18 protein-coding genes are annotated in these 21,089 nt (G+C 50.7%); 11 read left to right on the forward strand and 7 right to left on the reverse strand.

Annotation, left to right across the window (positions count from 1 at the left end; translation table 11 throughout):
• Nucleotides 1-14: 14 nt before the first annotated feature.
• Nucleotides 15-1,910, reverse strand: a complete 1,896-nt coding sequence (locus tag HQN79_RS01670; protein ID WP_173283972.1) for a PhoX family protein — start codon at nt 1,908-1,910, stop codon at nt 15-17.
• Between the two features lie 315 nt (nt 1,911-2,225).
• A complete protein-coding gene (gene radC / locus HQN79_RS01675) occupies nt 2,226-2,906 on the reverse strand; it encodes a RadC family protein (RefSeq protein WP_173283973.1) in 681 nt (226 codons plus the stop codon).
• A gap of 74 nt (nt 2,907-2,980) precedes the next feature.
• On the opposite strand from radC, the gene HQN79_RS01680 reads away from it, so the two are divergent.
• The 3 genes from HQN79_RS01680 (at nt 2,981) to HQN79_RS01690 (ending at nt 5,962) form a co-directional block, all read left to right on the forward strand.
• Nucleotides 2,981-3,370 carry an acyl-CoA thioesterase gene (locus HQN79_RS01680; RefSeq protein WP_173283974.1) on the forward strand — a complete coding sequence of 130 codons (390 nt, stop codon included), beginning with the start codon at nt 2,981-2,983 and terminating at the stop codon, nt 3,368-3,370.
• Nucleotides 3,371-3,617: 247 nt separating this feature from the next.
• The gene (locus tag HQN79_RS01685) at nt 3,618-4,655 is read left to right on the forward strand and encodes a c-type cytochrome (RefSeq protein ID WP_173283975.1); all 1,038 of its coding nucleotides are present in this window, start codon (nt 3,618-3,620) and stop codon (nt 4,653-4,655) included.
• An 8-nt stretch (nt 4,656-4,663) separates the two neighbouring features.
• Nucleotides 4,664-5,962 (forward strand): FAD-dependent oxidoreductase, encoded by a 1,299-nt coding sequence (locus HQN79_RS01690; RefSeq protein WP_173283976.1) that lies wholly within the window; start codon nt 4,664-4,666, stop codon nt 5,960-5,962.
• A gap of 164 nt (nt 5,963-6,126) precedes the next feature.
• Here the strand turns inward: HQN79_RS01690 and HQN79_RS01695 are convergent, their stop codons facing one another.
• Nucleotides 6,127-6,657, reverse strand: a complete 531-nt coding sequence (locus tag HQN79_RS01695; protein ID WP_202984499.1) for a helix-turn-helix transcriptional regulator — start codon at nt 6,655-6,657, stop codon at nt 6,127-6,129.
• A 92-nt stretch (nt 6,658-6,749) separates the two neighbouring features.
• On the opposite strand from HQN79_RS01695, the gene coaBC reads away from it, so the two are divergent.
• On the forward strand, nt 6,750-7,961 hold the full coding sequence (gene coaBC / locus HQN79_RS01700; RefSeq protein WP_173286879.1) for a bifunctional phosphopantothenoylcysteine decarboxylase/phosphopantothenate--cysteine ligase CoaBC: 1,212 nt from the start codon (nt 6,750-6,752) through the stop codon (nt 7,959-7,961).
• Nucleotides 7,962-7,969: 8 nt separating this feature from the next.
• On the opposite strand, the gene HQN79_RS01705 is transcribed toward coaBC, so the two are convergent.
• Nucleotides 7,970-9,361 (reverse strand): L-serine ammonia-lyase, encoded by a 1,392-nt coding sequence (locus HQN79_RS01705; RefSeq protein ID WP_173283977.1) that lies wholly within the window; start codon nt 9,359-9,361, stop codon nt 7,970-7,972.
• Nucleotides 9,362-9,547: 186 nt separating this feature from the next.
• Here HQN79_RS01705 and HQN79_RS01710 point away from each other — a divergent pair, with 186 nt between their 5' ends.
• Nucleotides 9,548-10,726: a glycosyltransferase family 4 protein gene (locus tag HQN79_RS01710; protein WP_173283978.1), complete on the forward strand. Its 1,179-nt coding sequence runs from the start codon at nt 9,548-9,550 to the stop codon at nt 10,724-10,726.
• A gap of 30 nt (nt 10,727-10,756) precedes the next feature.
• On the forward strand, nt 10,757-11,647 hold the full coding sequence (locus tag HQN79_RS01715) for a DMT family transporter (protein ID WP_238843398.1): 891 nt from the start codon (nt 10,757-10,759) through the stop codon (nt 11,645-11,647).
• Between the two features lie 9 nt (nt 11,648-11,656).
• Here HQN79_RS01715 and HQN79_RS01720 read toward each other — a convergent pair whose 3' ends face one another.
• Both HQN79_RS01720 and HQN79_RS01725 read right to left on the reverse strand, forming a co-directional pair.
• Entirely contained in the window at nt 11,657-12,235 is a 579-nt protein-coding gene (locus tag HQN79_RS01720) for a DUF4136 domain-containing protein (protein WP_173283979.1), read from the reverse strand.
• A 91-nt stretch (nt 12,236-12,326) separates the two neighbouring features.
• Nucleotides 12,327-12,527 carry a hypothetical protein gene (locus HQN79_RS01725; protein ID WP_173283980.1) on the reverse strand — a complete coding sequence of 67 codons (201 nt, stop codon included), beginning with the start codon at nt 12,525-12,527 and terminating at the stop codon, nt 12,327-12,329.
• Nucleotides 12,528-13,142: 615 nt separating this feature from the next.
• On the opposite strand from HQN79_RS01725, the gene pgm reads away from it, so the two are divergent.
• The 5 genes from pgm to HQN79_RS01750 all read left to right on the forward strand — a co-directional run bounded on the left by pgm (nt 13,143) and on the right by HQN79_RS01750 (nt 19,719).
• Entirely contained in the window at nt 13,143-14,786 is a 1,644-nt protein-coding gene (gene pgm, locus HQN79_RS01730) for a phosphoglucomutase (alpha-D-glucose-1,6-bisphosphate-dependent) (protein ID WP_173283981.1), read from the forward strand.
• A gap of 148 nt (nt 14,787-14,934) precedes the next feature.
• On the forward strand, nt 14,935-15,444 hold the full coding sequence (locus HQN79_RS01735) for a metal-dependent hydrolase (RefSeq protein ID WP_173283982.1): 510 nt from the start codon (nt 14,935-14,937) through the stop codon (nt 15,442-15,444).
• 56 nt (nt 15,445-15,500) lie between these two features.
• Nucleotides 15,501-15,962, forward strand: coding sequence for a dUTP diphosphatase (gene dut / locus HQN79_RS01740; RefSeq protein WP_173283983.1), 462 nt, complete (start codon nt 15,501-15,503; stop codon nt 15,960-15,962).
• Nucleotides 15,963-16,263: 301 nt separating this feature from the next.
• Nucleotides 16,264-17,034, forward strand: coding sequence for a histidine kinase (locus HQN79_RS01745; RefSeq protein ID WP_173283984.1), 771 nt, complete (start codon nt 16,264-16,266; stop codon nt 17,032-17,034).
• Nucleotides 17,035-17,037: 3 nt separating this feature from the next.
• Nucleotides 17,038-19,719 (forward strand): cation-translocating P-type ATPase, encoded by a 2,682-nt coding sequence (locus tag HQN79_RS01750; RefSeq protein ID WP_173283985.1) that lies wholly within the window; start codon nt 17,038-17,040, stop codon nt 19,717-19,719.
• 20 nt (nt 19,720-19,739) lie between these two features.
• On the opposite strand, the gene HQN79_RS01755 is transcribed toward HQN79_RS01750, so the two are convergent.
• Nucleotides 19,740-21,089, reverse strand: a complete 1,350-nt coding sequence (locus HQN79_RS01755; RefSeq protein WP_173283986.1) for a TolC family protein — start codon at nt 21,087-21,089, stop codon at nt 19,740-19,742.

A 21,089-nucleotide genomic window follows, 5' to 3' on the forward strand; every position in this document is an offset into this window, starting at 1 on the left:
TCCAAGGTTATGGATTATTTGATAGCAGGCATACCGCCGATGTAACCGAAGTTACCATCGAAATTGTCGATTAGACCAGTTGCTTCTACAGCGGCTTCCATAGTTGGATCCATCGTGCTGATATAGTCACCGTGGTGCTGAGAGTTAGACATGATGTAAGCGAAGCCATCCATATTTTCGACCGCTTGCAGACCTGTTGCTTCAGCACCGGCTACGTTGGAAAGAATGCGAGAAAGTTTCTTGGTATCGACGTTATAAGCCCATACGAAGTTGTTTACGTGAGTACCTGAGTCTTCGCCGATAAACAGAGTACGCATCTTCTCAGAGAAAGAGATGTTATCCGTGTTGGCAATGTGATCAGGATCTGCCGTATTACCTAGCGCATCGGTTGCGATGTCACGTCCGATCAGCTTGTCTTCGGCATGCATAGAGGTTACGACGTAGTCAGACTCGATTCGGGCACCCTTGTCATCGACTTGGCCTGGCGTCATTGGCAGAGTGAAAGTGACACCTGCATTGATTTTAGCCATTTTGATGTGTTCCATCTCAGCCGGTAGGCCGTTGTCTCTCATCCCTTTGTCCAGATAGGAAATCGCCATGTACAATTTCTTATCGGCATCGTTAACCGCGATACCTTCCATTTTGTTGAATTCGACTGTCGCGCCGCTCAGTGCAGCATAACGGCGAGTTTCAAGGAAAGCGGCCGCTTTTTCCATGCCCGGCTTAACGGCCAAACACTCATCAAAGGTAGATCCGGCGCGGACACGAGTGGTCTGAACACCGTCAACGGCCGGACAGGTCTCTGTTGCAGAGTCGAAAGTACCGTTGTAGAAGATGTCGTCAAAAGTGGTGGTGTCGGCAAGCGTTTTCACTTCGGCGTCGGTTGCAGAACCGAGTTTAATCCAGCTGAAGTTACCGCTGTACGAAGTACCGTTTTGCGTGAACTTACCGGCGTACAGGCTTCCTGATGACAGGTCTTCCTCTTTATCAGCTACATACATGAACAGTGCAACGTTAGTACCGTCGTCTCCGTAGTAAACCGTGCGCGAATCCGGCATGACTTTACCTGCTTCCCAAGTACCGCGACCCATTGAGTAGTGTTTAACGACATCTGTTGAACCATCTTCATGAACAGTGACTTCCGGGAAGAAACCATAGTGGTACGGGTTAGCTACTTTCGTGCTGTTGAAGTACATATTGGACATTGCAGTAATTGCTGCATCCGTTCTGCTGTAGCTGCTGTTCAGAGGGTTGTACTGCATGTCGTAGTCTTCTTCAGAACCAAGGTGGGTGTTCCAAGGCGTTTGAGAACCAAAACATGGAATCCATAGACCATCAACATTTGAAAAACTGATTGGAGCCTGGTCAACGGCGGTTAGCTCCCCCGTTTTTGCATCTTGTTGCATTTCGGTAAGAATCATTCCCATAGGTGCACGGCTAGGCGCGCGAGTTCCATCAGAAATAATCCAGTCGTATTCCAGGTGAGAAACCATATAAATTTTGTTGCCGACTTTCAAAAGACTGTTTGAATCCGGTGTTTCGGCAACAAGAGGCATGCCCAGTGAATCTTGCAGTGGGTTCATGTCCATATCGTAAAGCTGTCCAGCCGGATGCGCGTTAGAGCCAACCGTGCTGGTGGTACCGAAAAGTTTCTTATAAGTCAGAGGGAATGTCTCGGTGGTACCATCTGTATAGGTGATGATTGCAGAAGACTCTGTATAAGTCGTCGCCATTTTTTCAGCAGTTGTCGGTGCCGCAGTGCTGGTGAATTCAATCGATTCGAATGAACGTGCATCCATGATTGCGCTGGTCAGATCACCGTCAGAAACGTCTTGATTGCATCCACTAAGCGTGATCAAAGAACCGGCTAGAAGCGCGGTTACGGCATAGTGTAGTTTGTTAAGTTTCATTTTCTTATCCCTAAAGTTTGGTTGGTTGTTTTGCAGGAACAGAATCTTAGGGGGAGAATGTGACAAACAAGTAAATGCAAATTGACAGCTATTGGAAGGTTTTATGACAGGGTTGGATTGAATTTATGGCCTTTTTTTAAACCCCCTGTCAGCAGGGGATTGGATTAGGTGTAGCCCGAAGGACTATGCCTTTTTCTTTATGCCTGGTTCATTCGGGGGGAAGCCCCGAATTCTTTGAAACCGAGGCGTTTTGTCTGCTTGGTACGGTGTCAGTAAGTTACAGTAATGTTACTTTGGGCCTCCGGTTTCACCGTTTTATGGCATTTTGCCGAGCTGAACCAGAGAGTGCCAGCGGCCGGAATCACCGAGGATAATATGATCCAGCGTGCGGATATCGACTAGCTGTAAAGCCTGAGACAGCGTTTCGGTGATTCGAATATCCGCTTCACTCGGAGTGGGATCGCCCGACGGATGGTTATGAGCCAGTATGACCGCGGCGGCATTGTTCTCCAGCGCGCTTTTTACGATTTCTCTGGGATGGATGCTGGCCTGATTCAGCGTTCCGGAAAACAGGGTTTGGTAGTGAATTAACCGGTGTTGCTGATCGAGCAGAAGGATCCCGAAGTATTCACGATCCTGATGGCCTATTTCATACTCCAGAAAACGTGCAACCGCTTCCGGAGATTGCATGGCGTCGCCTCTTTTCAAGCCGCTTTCAAAATGGCGTCGTGCTATTTCCAGAACGGCTTTGAGTTGCACATATTTCGCATCGCCGAGGCCTTTTGCCTGACAGAATTCCTGGCGTTCAGCCTTTAAGAGGGCATCCAGCGAGCCGAAGTGGTTTAATAACGATTGAGCCAGATCGACTGCGCTCATGCCTTTGACCCCCACTCTGAGAAATATTGCCAGCAACTCGGCATCGCTTAAACTGCGGGCGCCGAACTCAAGGAGTTTCTCTCTGGGTCTTTCCAGACGATGCCAGTCTAAAATCGTCATATCGGTTCCCTGATTTACGGTTGGGGAAATGTCGTTTGAATACTTATATTAATTGAAAAAGGGATTTATTGATAATGTTTAGTATCGAAATGCAAGTTAGGGATCATGAGTGCGATCTGCAGGGAGTGGTCAATAATGCGGTCTATATGAATTATCTCGAGCATGCCCGTCATCAGTACCTCCATTCTTTAGGGATTAACTTTGCCGATTATACGGCGCAGCAGATTCATCTAATGCTGGTGCGTGCCGAGTTGGATTTTAAAGCCTCGTTAAAGCCGAACGATGTCTTTAAGGTGACGGTAAAAATGGAACGTGAGTCGCGGATCAAGTATGCGTTTATTCAGGAGGTGATTCGGCTTGCGGATGATAAAGTCATGCTTAAAGCAAAAAATATCGGTGTTGCGTTAAATCCTAACGGCAAACCGACCACTTTCAAGCCATTTGATGATGCCATTCAAGACTAGTTGCGAGTCGATCAGGTTTTTCCAGATAACTTCTGTTGTTTCTGTTTTATTCAAGACCGGTAATTGAAGCCGCTTTATAGCCCGCTGTTTGCGTCGTTTCGGAACGAGGGACATAAGTCCCATAAGACATTTGTCCTCTTGCCGCTGAGACGCTTCAGGCGGATACTCATGATTTATCGTTCTCGGTGTCGTTGGTTTTTTGTGCCGAGAATAGTCGCTATGCACAATGATAAATCAGGAATCCGCTATGACTAATCTTAATGCCCGAAAATGGCCTGCGATTTTGACGGTAAGTTCGTTGGGCTTGCTGCTCGCCGCTTGCGGTGGAGGCGGCAGTTCAGACATAACCTCCCTGTCGGCCGATACAGCGACCGTTTCCGGAACCGTTCCGGGAACTTTGATCGAAGCCTTCTGCGCTGATGGTCGCTATTTCAGTACTCATTCCGTACAGAACGGTACCGCTGAGCATCCTTTTGAGTTGGATCTGCCCATCGGGCTCGCCTGCCGTCTGGTAATGACGACGAATGAGCGCGCCCAGAACCGAATTATTACCGCAATCCAGCTACAGGCAAACGGCGAGACGGGCGGTAATTTTGCCTTGAACTCGGCGCTGAACCTCGGCTATGTGCCGCTTGCAAAAGACGATGATGGCGATGGTATAGACGATATCAGCGGTCAAAATGTTATCGACGGTAACGGCGACGGCGTTGTCGATGCCCCTCTTCAGCATGATCTCGGCAGCAACACTGCCTTGATGGTTCGTCAGCTCTCGAACGACCCTCTCGACACCGATGGGGACGATATCCCTGATTACTATGAAGACGACGATCACGACGGCGTGAATAATTACGAAGACGACGATGACGATAACGACGGCACGCCGGATAGCAGTGACGAAGACAATCACGATCACGATGGCGACGGTATCGACGACGACTATGATCGTGACAGCGACAATGACGGATCGGACGATAACAGTTCGAACAGTACTGTCTATACCCCGGTAGAGACTTACACGGTGACTCGAGGACGTCTTCTGGCATCTCAGTGCGCGCAATGTCACGGTACCAACGGCCATTCAACCACTTCTTGGGACTCGATTGCCGGAGAAAGTGCCGGCGAGATCATCGAAGAAATGAATGAATATCCGACGTCGCACATTATGGGCGCTCAGGGCATCGGTTACACCCAGAGCGAGATCGAAGACCTCGCGGCTTACCTGTCGACTCTTTCATCAAGTGAAAGTGACGGCGAAGAGTCTTACGAAGAAGAAAGCGACGACTAGGAGGATTTATGAGTCAGCAGAATAAGCAGAATATCCAAGGAAAAACGCTCTCGCGTCGCCAGCTTTTTAAATATTTGGGGATCGGTGTAACGGCGGCGGTCGCTCCGTCTCTGGCGATGCAGACTCGCGCCGCAGCACTGCCGCATGTGATCGTTGTCGGGGGCGGGTTCGCTGGCGCGACGGCGGCGAAATATTTGAAAATGTGGGGCGGTTTAGGCGTTGAAGTGACTCTGATCGAGCCAAACAGCGGCTATGTCTCGCCGATTCTCAGTAATCTGGTGCTGAACGGCCAAAAGAACATCGCGAATCTGACTTTCGGTTATCAGAATCATCAACAGACTTACGGTGTCAATATGATGCATGCCATGGTCGAATCGATTGATAAGGCGGCACAAAGTGTAACGCTTTCCAGTGGTCAGACTCTGAATTACGACCGTCTTGTACTGGCACCGGGTATCGAGTTTATCGCCGCAACCGGTCACGACTTCGATAAGGTTCCGCATGCGTGGAAGGCCGGAGTGCAAACCGAACTGCTGAAAAGTCAGTTGGATGCGATGGGCGACGGCGAGCACTTTGTGATGACAATCCCTAAAGCGCCGTATCGCTGTCCTCCGGGACCTTATGAAAGAGCCTGTGTGGTGGCGGATTTTCTGAAAAATGCCAAAGGTTTCGGTAGCACGCAAATCACGGTGCTGGATGAGAATGCCGACATTACCGTCGAGGCGGCGACTTTCCATGCCAAGTTCGACGAATACGGCGTTCGTTATATCGCCAATGCAGCGGTCACCGCGGTCGATTCGGATAATCGTATTGTTTCCTATCAAGTCAGTGGTGGCGCTACGCAAACGATTGCTGCCGATGTTTTGAATGTGATTCCAAACCAGAAGGCCGGACAGATTATTTTCGATGCAGGTCTCAATAGCGGCAACTGGGCGCCGGTTAATCCTTTGACCTACGAATCGACTTTGCAGGAGGGGATTCATGTCATCGGTGATTCTCAGGGAACCGGACAGCCGAAGGCAGGTCATATCGGGAACTCCGAAGCCAAAGTCTGCGCCGATGCGGTATTGCGCTCATTGAAGGGGTTGGCGCCAGATCCAGCTCCGAAAACCAACTCGGCCTGTTATAGCCCGGTATCCCGTACCGAAGCCACCTGGTTGACCGCCGTCTACGAGTACAACAGCGGAACCGGTCAGATGCAACCGGTCAGCTCGGCCAGTTATCCTTATGCCAGCGGGCCGAGCAGCAGCAACTACAGTGCGATGTTCAGTTGGGCTGGCAACCTGTTCAGCGACACCTTTGCCTAGCGCTTAAGGGTTCTTCGTTTTTCTGGCAGCCCGTGGTTTTAATCACGGGCTTTTTTTATGCCTGCTTGTTTGTGACTGAAGGAGTAAGGAATACGGGAGAAGAGGAGAGAAAAACGGATTGAGCTGGCTAGAGGTCGGTATTCTATGGAATGGGCGAAGACTCTTTAGTCAGCTTGAAACAGCAGATCTTCAAAGAAAAAAGCAGTCAGTTCATGGCGCCCAGAGACAGAAGCTTTTTTGTACAGATTCGATGCCTGCTGGCGTACCGTTTTTTCTTTGGTGTTGCGGATTTGGGCGATCTCTTCCAGGCTGAGCCCTTTGAGCAGCAGTAAGGCGACTTCTTTTTCACTGGGCGTTAATTGCCATTCCTCCAGCTGACTCTGAATGAGTTTGGAGAATTCGCCTCTTAATTTCAGCGCCTGAGTGGTTGCGTCATCAAGGGCTTGTTGGGCTTCATTCAGATTTTGATTGACTTGATCCAGTTGTCTACTTTGATGGAAGATGGAATTCATTGCCACAGCCAGCGCGATAAAAGCGATAATCCCCATCACCATTTCCACCATGACATGAGGATTCAGCGTCCCCATATCTTCAAAATCGTGGACGATATCGATTGCGGAAATGACAAACAGCAAAGTAAACGTAATCAAGCTGAAGTGCAAAATATTCAAGCGTGAGAAATCGAAATGTTTCATGAGTGGGTTAATTCCTATACAGAGAATCTCTGCCGATCGGGTCGGTCAGCGGTTATCATATGAACAGTCTAATCAATGAAGCTGAACTGAAAATGAAAATTCTGTTAGCGGTTACCGGCGGTATTGCTGCCTATAAATCTCTTGAACTGTGTCGTCAGTTTATTAAAGCGGGTCATCAGGTACAGGTTGTGATGACCGAGAGTGCCAAAGCGTTTATTCAGCCGCTTAGCTTTCAGGCATTAAGCGGTAGCCCGGTGCGAGACAGCCTGTTTGACGAAACCCAGGAAGCCGGTATGGGGCATATCGATCTGGCCCGTTGGGCGGACTGGATTGTGGTGGCGCCTGCCAGCGCCAATACGCTGGCCAAAGTGCGAGCAGGGATGGCGGATAATTTGCTGACCACCTTGTTACTGGCGACCGATCGCCCGATTTTGATGGCTCCGGCTATGAATCGCCTGATGTGGCAGAATCCGGCGACGCAGGAAAATATTGCGGTTCTGAAACAGCGCGGAATCCTGTTGATGCCACCGGCGGAAGGAGAACAGGCCTGCGGCGAAGTCGGTGCCGGACGCATGCCGGAAGCGGTCGATATTTTTGCCTATTGGCAATCGTTGCTGGCCGAGGAAAACAATGCCACGCCGCTGGCTAATGTTTTCTGGAAAGATAAAAAGCTACTGATTACCGCCGGGCCGACTTTTGAAGATCTGGATCCGGTGCGTTTTCTCGGAAACCGCAGTTCCGGAAAAATGGGTTTTGCGATTGCCGAGCAGGCGCAGAAACTGGGTGCTCAAGTGACGCTGATTGCCGGCCCGGTAAACCTGCCGACCCCGCAAGGGGTTGAGCGTATCGATGTGCGTTCCGCCAGACAGATGTTTGCCGCAGTACAGCAGTGCTATGCGCAAAATGCGATTTTTATCAGTGCCGCTGCGGTAGCCGATTTTGCTTTGGCGCAAAGCAGCGAGCAGAAAATCAAAAAGCAAGCCGGGCAGGAAGGGCTGACGCTGGAGCTGGTTAAAAACCCGGATATCGTCGCCTGGGTTGCGGAGCAGAAGCCGAAACCGTTTGTGGTCGGATTTGCTGCGGAAACGCAGAATGTCATCGGTTACGCGCAGGATAAATTGCAGCGAAAGAAACTGGATATGATCTGTGCCAATCAGGTTGGCGAAAATCTGGGTTTCGAGAGCGATGAAAACCGTCTGACGCTGATAACCGCAGGTGTTGAGAAAGCGTTGACAACCTCGTCGAAATCGCAGCAGGCTGTCGAGTTACTAGACTATATTGCCGAGGTCATCGAGGCCTCCTGATCGTCTGTCTAACATTCGACCCAAGTGACCGCCAGACCACCGAGAGAAGTCTCCTTATATTTATGCGACATCTCTTCACCGGTGGTTTTCATGGCGGCAATGCAGCTGTCCAGCGACATTAGATTTTCCCCTTTCTCGCGCAAAGCAATCGACGCTGCCGTATAAGCTTTGATTGCGCCGAAACCATTACGCTCAATGCACGGAATCTGTACCAGTCCTTTGACCGGGTCGCAGGTCATGCCCAAATGATGTTCCAGCGCCATCTCCGCCGCCTGTTCAATCTGCTGCGGAGATCCGCCTTTGGCCGCGCAAAGCCCGGCCGCAGCCATCGCTGAAGCCGAACCTACTTCGCCCTGACAGCCGACTTCCGCACCCGAGATGGAGCTGCGGTGTTTGATCAGGCCGCCGATTGCCGCAGCGGTCAAAAGAAAGTCCTGAATCTGTCGGTCATCGGCATTTTCATGTTGCACCAGATAATACAGAACTGCCGGGATAACGCCTGCCGCGCCATTGGTTGGCGCGGTCACCACCATGTGACCGGCGGCATTCTCTTCGTTGACGGCCATTGCATAAGCACACAGCCAATCATTTACATTGGCATTGCTGTCATGCTTGACGAGCTGCTGATAGAGGTTTTTGGCGCGTCGCTTCACTTTCAACCCGCCCGGCAAGATTCCCTCCGCTTGCAATCCCGATTCCACACAGCGCCGCATGGCAAGCCAGATGTGCTGAATTTTCTCATCGATAAACGCTCGAGACAGATGCTGCTGTTCGTTGCGCCGTTTTAATTCGGCAATCGTCAGCCTGTTGTCTGATGTCATCGTCAGCATCGATTCGGAAGAATTAAACGGGTAAGGCGAGTGTGCGGCCGGTTCGCCCTTTATCGGTGCCTGTATCGAGTCGATTTCAGCCAGTGTACTGATGAAACCGCCGCCGATGGAAAAGTAGGTTTCGCTGAACAGGGAGCTGCCTTGTGCATCCAGCGCTTCGATAACCATGGCGTTCGGATGCTGTGGCAAGGGATTGTCATAATCGAAAACAATGTCCTCCTGCGGATTGAATGCGACGTTCATCGGCTCCAGTGACGCAATCGGTGTCGGGCGTTCAAGGGTCTGTAGCAATCCGGGGATATCGGTTTCAATCAGATCGGCAGGGTGATAACCGTGGATGCCGAGCAAAACGGCTTTATCGGTTGCATGGCCCTGTCCGGTAAAGGCCAGCGAACCCTTAAGCAGACAGCGAACACGTGCGACGGTTGCTTGTTCGGAAAGCGTATCTTGTGCCTTCTCATGGCGGGTGAGTTCGTCGATAAAACGACGCGCAGCAACCATCGGACCCATCGTATGCGAGCTGGAAGGACCGATGCCGATTTTAAAAATGTCGAAAATACTGATAAACATAATGACCTACCGAAAGAGCCTGCGAATTAACTCATCATACACAGGATAGGAAAAGCACGGATTACGGAAGTTAATGTTGATCATTAAACTCTGTCATTGAGATGTCGTCAGTTTGTCAAATGAGTGTCACCCGCACGGTCGGAGATTTTTCTAGACTGAAACCGGTTGTTTAAGCAGGGAGTTGTCATGCGGGTCTGTCTCTTTACCGATACATTGGGCGATTTGAACGGCGTATCCCGTTTTATCAGTGATATGGGAACTTTGGCGCTCGAGCATGACTGGCAGCTGCATCTGATCACTTCAACAGCCAAGCCTTTGCCGGAATTGGACAATCTCCGTAATCTTCCCGCGAAGATGCGTCTGCCGATGCCGTTTTATCAGGAGTTGGACTTGGTCTGGGCGGACAGTCGCCGCATCCGTGCTCTTCTACTCGAACTTAAGCCGGATCTGGTGCATATCTCAACTCCGGGGCCTTTTGGCTGGCAAGCCAAGCGGCAGGCGGAGAAACTCGGCATTCCGTTGATCGGAACCTATCACACGGATTTCCCGGCTTATATCTATGATCTGACCGGGCTTCACTTTATGAAGCGGCGAACCGATCGGGTTATGGCCAACTTTTACCGGCCTTTTGAAAAGGTCTTATCGCGTTCAGTCGCCTATACCGAAGTCATGGCGAATGATCTGTATATGGCGCACGAAAAAATGGCGGTGATTCGTCCGGGCACGAATCTGCAGAAATTCAATCCGCAGCATGAAGACCGCAGCGTCTGGCAGGATTTCGGCCTGCAGGAAAAGCGTTTAAAAGTCCTGTATGTCGGGAGGATCAATGTTGAAAAGAACATTCCCTTTCTTTGTGAACTTTGGCAAGCGTTTCAGCAGACATTGATTGCGCGTAGTCTGCCGCTCAAGGTGGATCTGGTGCTGGTCGGCGAGGGGCGTTATCGTAAATGGACTGATAAGATGCGGCCGTTTCACGGCTATTTTCTAGGTCCAGTGGTCGGCGAGTCGCTTTCCAAAGTCTACGCTTCTTCGGATCTGTTTATTTTTCCTTCGGTGACCGATACCCTCGGTCAGGTGGTCATGGAAGCGCAAGCCAGCGGTTTAGGCTGTCTGGTCAGCGATATCGGCGGTCCGCAAAGTCTGGTGCTGGAAAATCAGACCGGACGGGTTGTTCCGGCCGGCGAGACCGATTTATGGGTAAAGGCGCTGCTAGAGGTGCTTTCCGACAAGCCGCTGCGCCAACAGTGGCGCCATCGAGCGCCGCAACACATGCAGGCGTATGACATAGAGGATTCGTTCGAGGATTTTCGACAGATTCACGAGCAAGTTTATTCTCAGTTAGCGGAGCCTTTACCGTTAAAATAGCGCTCAGAATTGATTGCTTGGGAAGGCGTTTTGTTGAATTTTTGCTGTCCAAAATTTTTCCGCCATTACAAAGGGGAAACCTACAGTCTGGCGCTTACGCTGCTGGAATCCTGGTTTCCGGTGGTTGCCGCGATGAGTGTAGCCGCGCTCGGCTCTCTGCACAGTTACTTCTACAGCCTGGCCTTAGCTTCGCTGGTTCTGTTTTTGTGGTGGTGGCGCAGCGGTAAATTGAATGACCTTCGTCAGAAGGCCGCGTATTGGCCGTTGTTTATGACCAGCTTTCTCATTACCAGCCTGTATATACTGCTTTTCATTGCATTGCAGCTGACCAGTGCCACCAATGTGGCGCTGATTCTGTTTCTGCAGGTTCTGTTCGGTTATCTTTTTCTTGGCAGGCGTCATGAGGAGAAGCTGGGAGTTATCCATCTGATCGGTGCGCTGATGATGATGTTTGGCGCCATGATAGTGCTTTTTCCGGGGGAGCTGGAATTCAGGTTGGGGGATTTTCTGGTGCTGTTGGCGGCGATGATTGCGCCGGTTGCGAATTTATATCAGAAGCAGGCGCGGCTGCATGTCTCCAGCCAATCGATTCTGATGATCCGCTCGGTTATCGCCTTGCCGTTTGTGTATCTTTTGGCATCAATATTTGAGCCATCTCCTGCTTGGGAGCTTCTGCTCTCGCAATTCTGGCAACTGGCGTTTGTCGGCGTCATGATACTGGTCATGGCCAAGGTTCTGTGGATCGAGGCGATTCACCTGTTGCCGATCACCAAGGTCAGTGCCATGTTTGCTTTTACCCCTTTGTTGACTTTGTTGTGGAGTGACTGGTTTTTGCAGCAGAGTCCGCACTGGTCGCAACTGGTCGGAGCAATTCCGATACTGCTTGGCAGTGTGTTGCTGACCGTGCGCAAGTCTTCTTAGATGCGGTTATTAGGGTTTTGGCGGGAAGTTGACCAGAATCTTATCGACCAGTGCCTGAATCTGCTGTTCGGATTCCTGCGGTGTATCGGACAGATCCGGATCGAACTCGGCTTTTCCTCGCCAGACCACTTCATACAACGGGTTGTAAATATCGATCACCAGCCTGTATTCCTGCTCTTCAATCAAAGGTTCGCTGCCGCCAAACATTAAACCGCCGTGACGACCAAAGGTTCCAACGCCGACATGAAAGGTAACCGGATCCTGTACCAGATATTTTTCCGTTTCCAGATGATAGCTGATGTAACCGTTAGCGGGGTCTTTCTCAATGCCGATGCCTTTTGCCTGCAGGCTCTTTTGAATGGCTGTTTTGACTCTTTGTGCGAGCAGCGGATGCTGGTTTGTAAAACTGATAATGGCCGGATTGGGCGCTTTGTCTTGCGGCAGGTAGTTCAATTGCTGGTAACGGCTGAAATCCACCTGCGGGTTATAATCTTTCTGTGCCGGGGTGCTGCAGGCGCCGAGTCCCAGAGCAAGAACACCGACGGCAAGAATGGATGGAATGCGGTGCAAAGAAAGCGTTTTGAACATAGCGGTTCTCCTGTCGAAACTTTCTCCATTTTCGACGACTTTCCCGCTTTTTGGCAATAGATAACCCTTAAATGAGTTTGACGGTTTGCTGTTAATTGTCGTTTAGCGTTTTTTGGCGTGACTTATCGGTCAGCCGGAATGAGAGCCAGAATGCCGGCAACATAATTGCAAAACTGAAAATAAGGCTTAAAACGGCGGTCAGCAGGCTTTCTCCCTGATAAATGGCGAGCGCACAGATAATAATGGCGAGCAGGGCGCTGTTGCGTAATGCTTTTTTAATCGCGGGACTCATAGGTGTCGGATCTCTTTAACGGTTTGCCAGCATTCTAGTGCAAAAACAGTGCCTTGCCTATCTGAGACGAAGATGAAAAGAGAGCGTGAAAAGAGAGCAGGCCACTTTGAGGTTTAAGCAGTCTGCCTAGTCAGAGGATAGAGACTATAAAAATAAATAAAACGCAGTTTTATTTTGCAATAACCTTTGATCGATTCATTTGTGTTGCGCCCGGACCGTCAGATCTAAGCAGGCAGAATCCACCTTGTTCAGAGTTCTATTGTTTTGCGGCAAACGCCGGATAAACAGTATTCCTGAAGTGTTTTGCTGATCTAAGAGTAAAGAGGGCCATAAAAAGCGTCAAGAGTAGAGTATTTTTACTCTGTAGGAAGGGGCCTGTAAGCTGAATCTCGTTGTGGCTATTGAATAGGTCAACGGCGACGAAATGGTCGGTTTTTTTAGACGCAGTTGTTTTGTGGCTATGGAAAATGGCCGTTAATAGAGGGCATTTATGCGTCGAGAGTAAGGCATTTTTCTTGCATCTGGTAAGGGAAAAAGCCAATATAGATGATTGTTTCCCCATTCGTCGGGACGAGAATTCAAAATCAATTTTCAAAATAACGCAGAGACCAGTCTATGTCACTATCGCCATTAGCGGGTAAAAAAGCCCCTGTTTCGATCCTGGAAAATATCCCCAAGTTAATGACCGACTACTACTGTTTGTTGCCGGATGTTTCCAATCCGGCGCAAGCGGTCAGTTTCGGGACTTCCGGTCATCGTGGCTGCTCGTCAAAGAAGACCTTCAATGACACCCATATCGCGGCCGTTTGTCAGGCGATAGTCGATTATCGACGTTTGGAAAATATTAATGGTCCGATGTTTATCGGTATGGATACCCATGCCTTGTCCGAAGCGGCGCATGCAACCGCAATCGAAGTTTTTGCCGCCAATCAGGTTAAGGTGATTATTCAGAGCAATGGGCGTTATACGCCGACACCGGTCGTTTCGAATGCCATTCTGATGTACAACGAAGGGCGTCAGGGTGGTTTCGCGGACGGCGTGATTATTACGCCGTCGCACAACCCTCCGCAGGATGGTGGCTTTAAATATAATCCGCCGAACGGCGGGCCGGCTGACACTGACGTGACCGACTGGGTTCAGGAACGGGCCAATACGATTATTGCCAATGGTTCGGCGGATGTTAAGCGCATGGACCTTGCCAGCGCTATGGACTCGGAATTTGTCGAACCGACCGATCTGATGACTCCTTATATTGATGGTTTGGAGAAAGTGATCAATATGCAGGCGATCAAGGACGCTGGATTGAAGCTGGCGGTGGATCCGATGGGCGGCGCGGCGGTCGAGTTCTGGGAGCCGATCGGTGAGCGTTACGGGCTGGACATTACTGTCGTCAATCGTCAGGTGGATTCGGCTTTCTCGTTTATGCATGTCGATAAAGACGGCAAAATCCGTATGGATTGTTCTTCGCCGTATGCCATGGCAGGATTGATCGATCTGAAAGACAATTACGATCTTGCTTTCGGTAACGACCCGGATGTGGATCGTCACGGGATTGTGACGAAATCTTCAGGTTTGATGAACCCGAACCATTATCTGGCGGTGGCGATCGATTATCTGTTTAGTCATCGTCCGGATTGGCCCGAGAATGCGGCAGTCGGTAAGACTTTGGTTTCCAGTTCAATGATTGACCGTGTCGCCAAAGCATCTGGCCTGAATCTGTGCGAAGTGCCGGTCGGCTTCAAGTGGTTTGTTGAAGGATTACAGACCGGTAGTTTCGGTTTTGGCGGCGAAGAGTCGGCAGGCGCCTCTTTCCTTCGTCTGGACGGCGGCCCGTGGAGTACCGATAAGGACGGCATTATTTTGAACCTGCTGGCGGCGGAAATTACCGCGGTTACCGGTAAGGATCCGGGTCAGCTATATCAGGAACTGACCGAAAAATTCGGAGAACCGGTTTATACGCGAATCGACGCGCCGGCGGATCGCGAACAGAAAGCGATTTTGAAAAATCTGTCGCCGGAAATGGTGCAGGCTAAGACGCTGGCCGGTGAGGAGATTCTCGAAAAACTGACACATGCACCGGGTAACGGAGCAGCGATCGGAGGTCTGAAAATCACCACCGAAAATGGCTGGTTTGCTGCCCGTCCATCGGGAACCGAAGATATCTATAAGATCTACGCGGAAAGCTTTAAAGGTCAGGCGCATCTCGAAGAGATCCTGCTGGAGGCGAAATCGATTGTCAGTGCCGCTTTAGAAGCTTGATTACCGATCCAATCGGCCTACTGAAACAAGCCCCTCAGATGTAATGTCTGCGGGGCTTTTTCTTTATGGTGACATTTTCTTGAAAAATGTAACAAGATTTTAGGGAAGCCATTATAATGCGCTGCTTTGGCAATCTTAAGGGAATAGGATGCTGGCAGCTTCGCATGTGGTCTTTGGCTCTGGGCTCTATCTGTTGAGCAGTCCGTGTCTGGGCTTCGGGTATCCGGAGGTTTACGGCTTTCTACCGTTGGTTATTCTCGGGGCGCTGGTACCGGATCTTGATGCACGTCAGTCGGTATTGAAGCGTTTCTGGCTGATTCGCGGGCTGTTTTTACCCCTGTCGCTTCTGGGGCACAGAACCTGGACCCACTCTTTGGTCGCGCTTGTTTTGCTGACGATGCCTTTATTTTCCTTGAGCGATGGCGCTTATCAGGCGCTATTGGCCTTTAATATCGGCTATGGCAGTCATATTTTTGCCGATTGGTTGACGCATCGAGGGGTACCGCTTTTTTATCCGTCTAAAACCGCATTCAAATCCCCGTTCCCGTTTCGAACCGGGTCTATGCTGGAATTACCTGTCGCCCTGCTGCCGTTTTTAATCATGGCTGGGGTTTATCTGTCAGAGAGCGCTCGGTGTTTGCTAAAATCATGGCACTGAACGACAGCGGAGAGTGCATTATTCCGCTGCATATAACCGCTTAGAGGAAATAACCGATGACTATTCAAGTGCAATATAAAATCCTGGATCCGCGTTTGGGCAAAGAGATCGATATGCCGCATTACGGCACCAAAGGATCCGCAGGGCTTGATTTGCGTGCCTGTATTGATGAAGCGATGACGATCGAGCCGGGACAGACCGTATTGATTCCGACCGGTATGGCGATTCATCTGGACGACCCGGGTCTGGCTGCAATGCTGCTGCCGCGTTCCGGGTTGGGGCACAAGCACGGTATTGTTCTTGGAAATCTGGTTGGCTTGATCGATTCCGATTACCAGGGGCCACTGATGGTTTCCTGCTGGAATCGTGGCGATACCGCCTATACTGTCGAAATTGGTGAGCGCATCGCGCAGATGGTGATCGTGCCGGTTCTGCAACCGGTCTTTACCGAGGTTGAGGAATTCGGCGATGCGACCGAACGCGGTCAGGGCGGGTTCGGACATACCGGCACAAAATAAAACGCATTTTATTGTCACGGGAACGGGCGTTGGCGTTAGCCCGTTTCTACCAGTTTTCTCGATGACGCATGCCGTGAACCTCTAGTTCTGCTTCCGGCCATCCAATCCGATACGACTCAATCAGTCTTTCTATTCTGCACTGCCCGGTGCATGATTTTGCATTGTTTATAACTGTTTATTAAGTAAGTTAATTGCTATCAAGTTTTAGCATTTTCTTATGTGTTTTTCCTTGCTGTCACCTATGCAAGTATTGCCGCGGATGCTAGCTTAAAGCTTTGATTTTGCTTTAAAAGGGGGCGATATGCGGGTGGTGTCAATGATTAACGGTTCTCTGTTGTCGGAAGCTGCAAGTTTTTACGCTTTTTCCTATGCACAGGCGGTTCAACTCCCTTTTACCGCCCTGTTTGTCGATAACGGAAGAGAGTCCGAAGAACGGGTACAACAGTCGGTGAACGCTCTGCAGGAGCTGGCGAATGCGAACGAGGTGGAATTCGAGTTTGTCCGCCTCGAGGGGGAAGTGGTTCCGCAATTGCAGCATTATTGCCAACTCTATGCTGTAGATACTTTGTTCTGCGCCACTCGGAGAGAATCCCATCTACGTTCTTTCAGCGAAAATATTGTTGCCTCCGGAATAGAAACCGATATCGCCGTCGTCAAGGTCAAAAATGTCTCTCATGTGCGCAGCGCCAAGCGGATGATGCTGGTTTCCAGTGAGTATATCAATCCGCATGTGTATGCGATGTGGCTAGGGCTTCTGAAAGTCAACGAAGGGTCCGGACGAATCTATCTTTCCGCCGAAAAAGCTTTTGCCAAAGCTTCGACCAAATCCGGTCTGAAATACCAGGCAGCCCCTTTTATGCAGATTGCGACCTTAAGCGGAATTGCCGCCGAGAAGCTGGAAGTGATTAATGCGCTTAAGCCGATGGATCCCGAAGCGCTGCTACGCTATCTGGTAGAAAACAATATTGATCTGGTGGTATTCCGCTCGGGCGTTTATCCGGCAGCAACGCTGAACAGGATCGGCGACCACAGCAGTGTCAATTCCATTACTTTCTACCCTTGGAAAGGATAATGCATGTTATTTCGCGAACCAGTTGAAAGAGTCTTTGCCCATCTGAAAAGTTCTCCAGAAGGGCTGAATAATGGTGAAATCATGCGCCGTCTGCGCGATTTCGGACAAAACCAGATTGCACAGAGTAAAAAGAAAGACTACCGCATTGAATATCTTAAAGAGTACATCAGCTTTTTTCCGATTCTGCTTGAAGTCGCCGGGGTGCTGGCGCTGGTCGCCGATTATTTTCAGCCGGGCGAAGGCAACGATATTCTTGCCTATGCGGTATTTGCCGCGGTCTTTATTAATGCGACCTTTACCTTCTGGCAAAAGTTCAAAGCCGACAAGGCGATGGAAGCGCTACTTAAGCTGGTGCGTTCCGAAGCAACCGTATTGCGCGACGGCAAGACCGTCAATATCGATGCAACACAGGTGGTGCCGGGCGATATTCTGATTCTGAGCGAAGGGGATAAGGTGGCCGCCGACGCGATTCTCTTTGAAGCCAATGATCTGTATCTGAATTTGTCGGTTTTGAACGGGGAATCGACGCCGTCGCTACGCAAATTGGAGGCGGGGGATGCGCGGCGTGAATTGGATGCCAAAAACATGGTGTTTGCCGGCGCCTCTATCACTAACGGGAACGGCTTGGCAGTGGTTTCGGCGACCGGTGAGGCGACGGAATTCGGTAAAATCGCACGTATGACGGCGGAAGTCGGCAAAACAGAAACGCCGATCGAAAAAGAGATCAAACATATGACCGCCATTCTAACCGTCCTGGCACTGGCGGCCGGAGTGGTCTTTTTCCTTTTAGGATGGTTTTCCGATCGAGGACTGCTGATTTCGGCGATCTTCGCGCTGTCACTGATTGTCGCCAATGTTCCGGAAGGCTTACTGCCAACGATCACCTTGTCTCTATCCCTTGCATCGCAGCGTATGGCGCGGCGACAGGCGTTGATTAAGAACCTGAATTCGGTTGAAACGCTCGGTTCGGCAACCGTGATCTGCACCGACAAAACCGGAACCCTGACCCAGAACGAGATGACGGTTCAGATGGCCTGGCTTGCAGACGGCTGTCACTGCTCGGTTTCCGGCAACGGCTACTTCGAAAAAGGCGAGTGGCGCTTTGCAGAATCGGGTCGACAAAGTAACGAGAGGCTGGCGTCTATGCTGCAGGTGGCTGCGGTAAACACCCGCGCCAATGTCGACCATGCTGCTAGAAATGCATTCGGAGACCCGACAGAAATCGCTTTGCTGGTTGCGGCCAAGAAATCCGCGGCTTCGATAGAAGGTTGGGAAAAGGTTAAAGAGTATGCCTTTTCTTCCGATCGCAAGATGATGTCTACGCTGGTTGAACCGGCCGACAACAGTGAGCAGATTCTAACGGTAAAAGGTGCTTTGGAGGCGGTGCTTCCGCTATGCACGCACTGGCAGTCGGCAAACGGGATTGAAACGCTGGATGAGCATAAGATCGCAGACATTAATTCGCAAAACCAGAAAATGGCCGAGCAGGCATACCGAGTGTTGGCAATCGCCAAAAAGATCGGCGACGGCGAAAATGACCTGATTTTTCTCGGATTGCTGGGCTTGATGGATCCGCCGCGAAGCGGGGTTAAGGAAGCGATCGAACAGTGCTATTCGGCACATATCCGGATCATGATGATTACCGGCGATAACCCTGTGACAGCACGTGCGATCGGGGAAAGAATCGGGCTGAAAATTGATGAAGTACTCACCGGGCACGAGTTGGATAACTTAAGCGATACGGTGTTGCGCGCAAAACTCAGCGAGTCGCACCTGCTGTTCGCACGAATGGCCTCGGCGCAGAAATTGCGCATCGCTCAGTTGTTGCAGGAAAACGGCGAGGTAGTCGCCATGACCGGCGACGGCGTCAACGACTCTCCGGCTTTGAAGCAGGCGGATATCGGTATCGCCATGGGATCGGGAACCGATGTCGCGAAGGAGTCCGGCGATATGATTCTGCTGGACGATAATTTTCGTTCGATCGTCGCGTCGGTTGAAGAGGGACGCACGGTTTACTTCAATATTAAGAAGCTGACGACCTATATCCTCAGTTCGAATGTGCCGGAGATTGTGCCTTATGTGCTCTCGTTCTTTCTCAAAATTCCGATGCCGCTTTCCGTTATCCAGATTCTGTTGATTGACCTGGGGACCGACCAGCTTCCCGGTCTTGGCCTGGGATCGGAAAAACCGGAAAAACATATTATGCAACGTCCGCCGGTCGGCAAGAACGAGCGTATTCTCGATTGGGAAGTCTTCAAGCGCGGTTACTTTATGAACGGTGTCTTTGAAGGTGCTGCGGCGATGTTCGCATTTCTTGGTTTCCTGTTTCTGTCGGGGTGGCAATACGGTGATCTGTCTATCTCCGATGAATATCACCGCCAGGCGATGACCATGACTCTGCTTGGCGCCATTACCTGTCAGATGGCCAACGTCTTCACCTTGCGATCCTGGGAGGATTCGATCTGGAATTTACGCGGCGTTAACAAGATGATCTGGTTTGGGGTTGGAACCGAGATTCTCTTTGTTCTACTGATTTTGTATGCGCCACCGGTACAGACCGTATTCAATACCGCGACGGTGCCGTTGGCGTATCTGTTGCTGCTGATTCCGTTTCCGGTTCTGCTGTTGCTGAACCATGAATGGTATAAGAAGCGTTTACGCAACAGATGGGCCGCCGCGGCTTAAGGTCTTGCGTTTAAAAATTCTCAGTTAGCGAAGTCGAGTCGTCCAAAGGTCCATAAAAGCTGTTTTTCCAGAAGGCCGATTTCGGCTTCCAGTTCAGGAAAAGTGCTTTGAACCTGATCGACCTGCCGCTGGGCATCGAGCAGTTCGATAATATCGCTATCCCCGCTGCTTAATGCCTGTTCAATCGCTTCGAGATAACAGCGCGTGCTCTTGAGCGCTTTTTGCTGAATGGAGAGCTGTTGGTAACGGCTGGTCAACTGCTGCCACAGGTTATGTACCCGGGTGCTGAAAGCGTTTATCTCTTTACGGCGCATCGCCTGCAGTTTCAGCAGCTCGGCGCGAGCCTGAGCAATCCTTGCCTTATCCTCTCCGGCCAGATAAATCGGCGCTTCGATGCGAATACCGGCTTTTATTCCGGCCATATCGTCATAAAACTGTTTATCCGATTCGTTGTAGACCAGAGAGCTGAAAGCCTCGACTTTCGGGGTTTCGAACGCTTTTTGCTGGTGGATTTTCTGTTCTGCACTGAGAATTTGCTGGTCAATCGCTTTGACTCGTGGATTTTGTTCAACCAACGAGAGCCAGCCGAGGTCGGGATCGCTGGAAAAATCCGTCAGTTGCTGCGCGGACAGATATTTTTCGAGGATGTCTTCTTCGCTTAACGGAGCGGGAGCGGGTGCTTGTGGCGCCTGTAAAGAGGGAAGCGGAATTTCCGGCCGATCGGCGATCCCCACCAGTTCGCGCAGATTGTTTTCCAAGGTCGCCAGTTCGCTGTTCAGCTGTTGACGCTGTTTCTGGTTGTAGTGCAGGCGACTTTCTACCTGCGCTAGGTCATCCAACGCTTCAAGCCCCAGTTGCATACGCTCCTCGATCTGAAACAGCAGGTCAATCAGAAAATCCTTCTCCTGATGGAGGTAGTCCCATTGCGCCTGCTTTTGCCAGTAGGCATAGAACGTCCGGGCGATGGCCAGACGGATTTGCTGTTCACCGGCTGCAAACAGATATTCCTGAGCCTGATAGTCGCTTAAGGCAATCTCTTTGCCCCGTTCCAGCATAGGATCAAACAGAGGGTAGTTGACCGTCAGGCGGTTAGCGAAACGCGGATAATCTTTGTTGTCTGTAACCGTGTAACTGAGTTCGCTGGCGAGTTTGACCTGCGGCCGGAGCTGAGCTTCCAGCTCCTGAAGTTTGCCGAAGGAGAGTGCCTGATCGGCTTTCAGATAACTCAGTTGAGGATGGTTTTGTTCGGCCAGATGCCACAACTGTTCAAGCGTGGAACTCTGCTTTTGCTCCTTTGTCGAAGCTTGCGCCTGCACTGCCAAGATACCGAGTATCGCGGAGATCATTAAGTGGATAAAGTGTTTTTTCAT

Origin of the sequence: Thiomicrorhabdus xiamenensis (assembly GCF_013282625.1) — a bacterium.
In the GTDB taxonomy this organism is placed as follows: Bacteria; Pseudomonadota; Gammaproteobacteria; order Thiomicrospirales; family Thiomicrospiraceae; genus Thiomicrorhabdus; species Thiomicrorhabdus xiamenensis.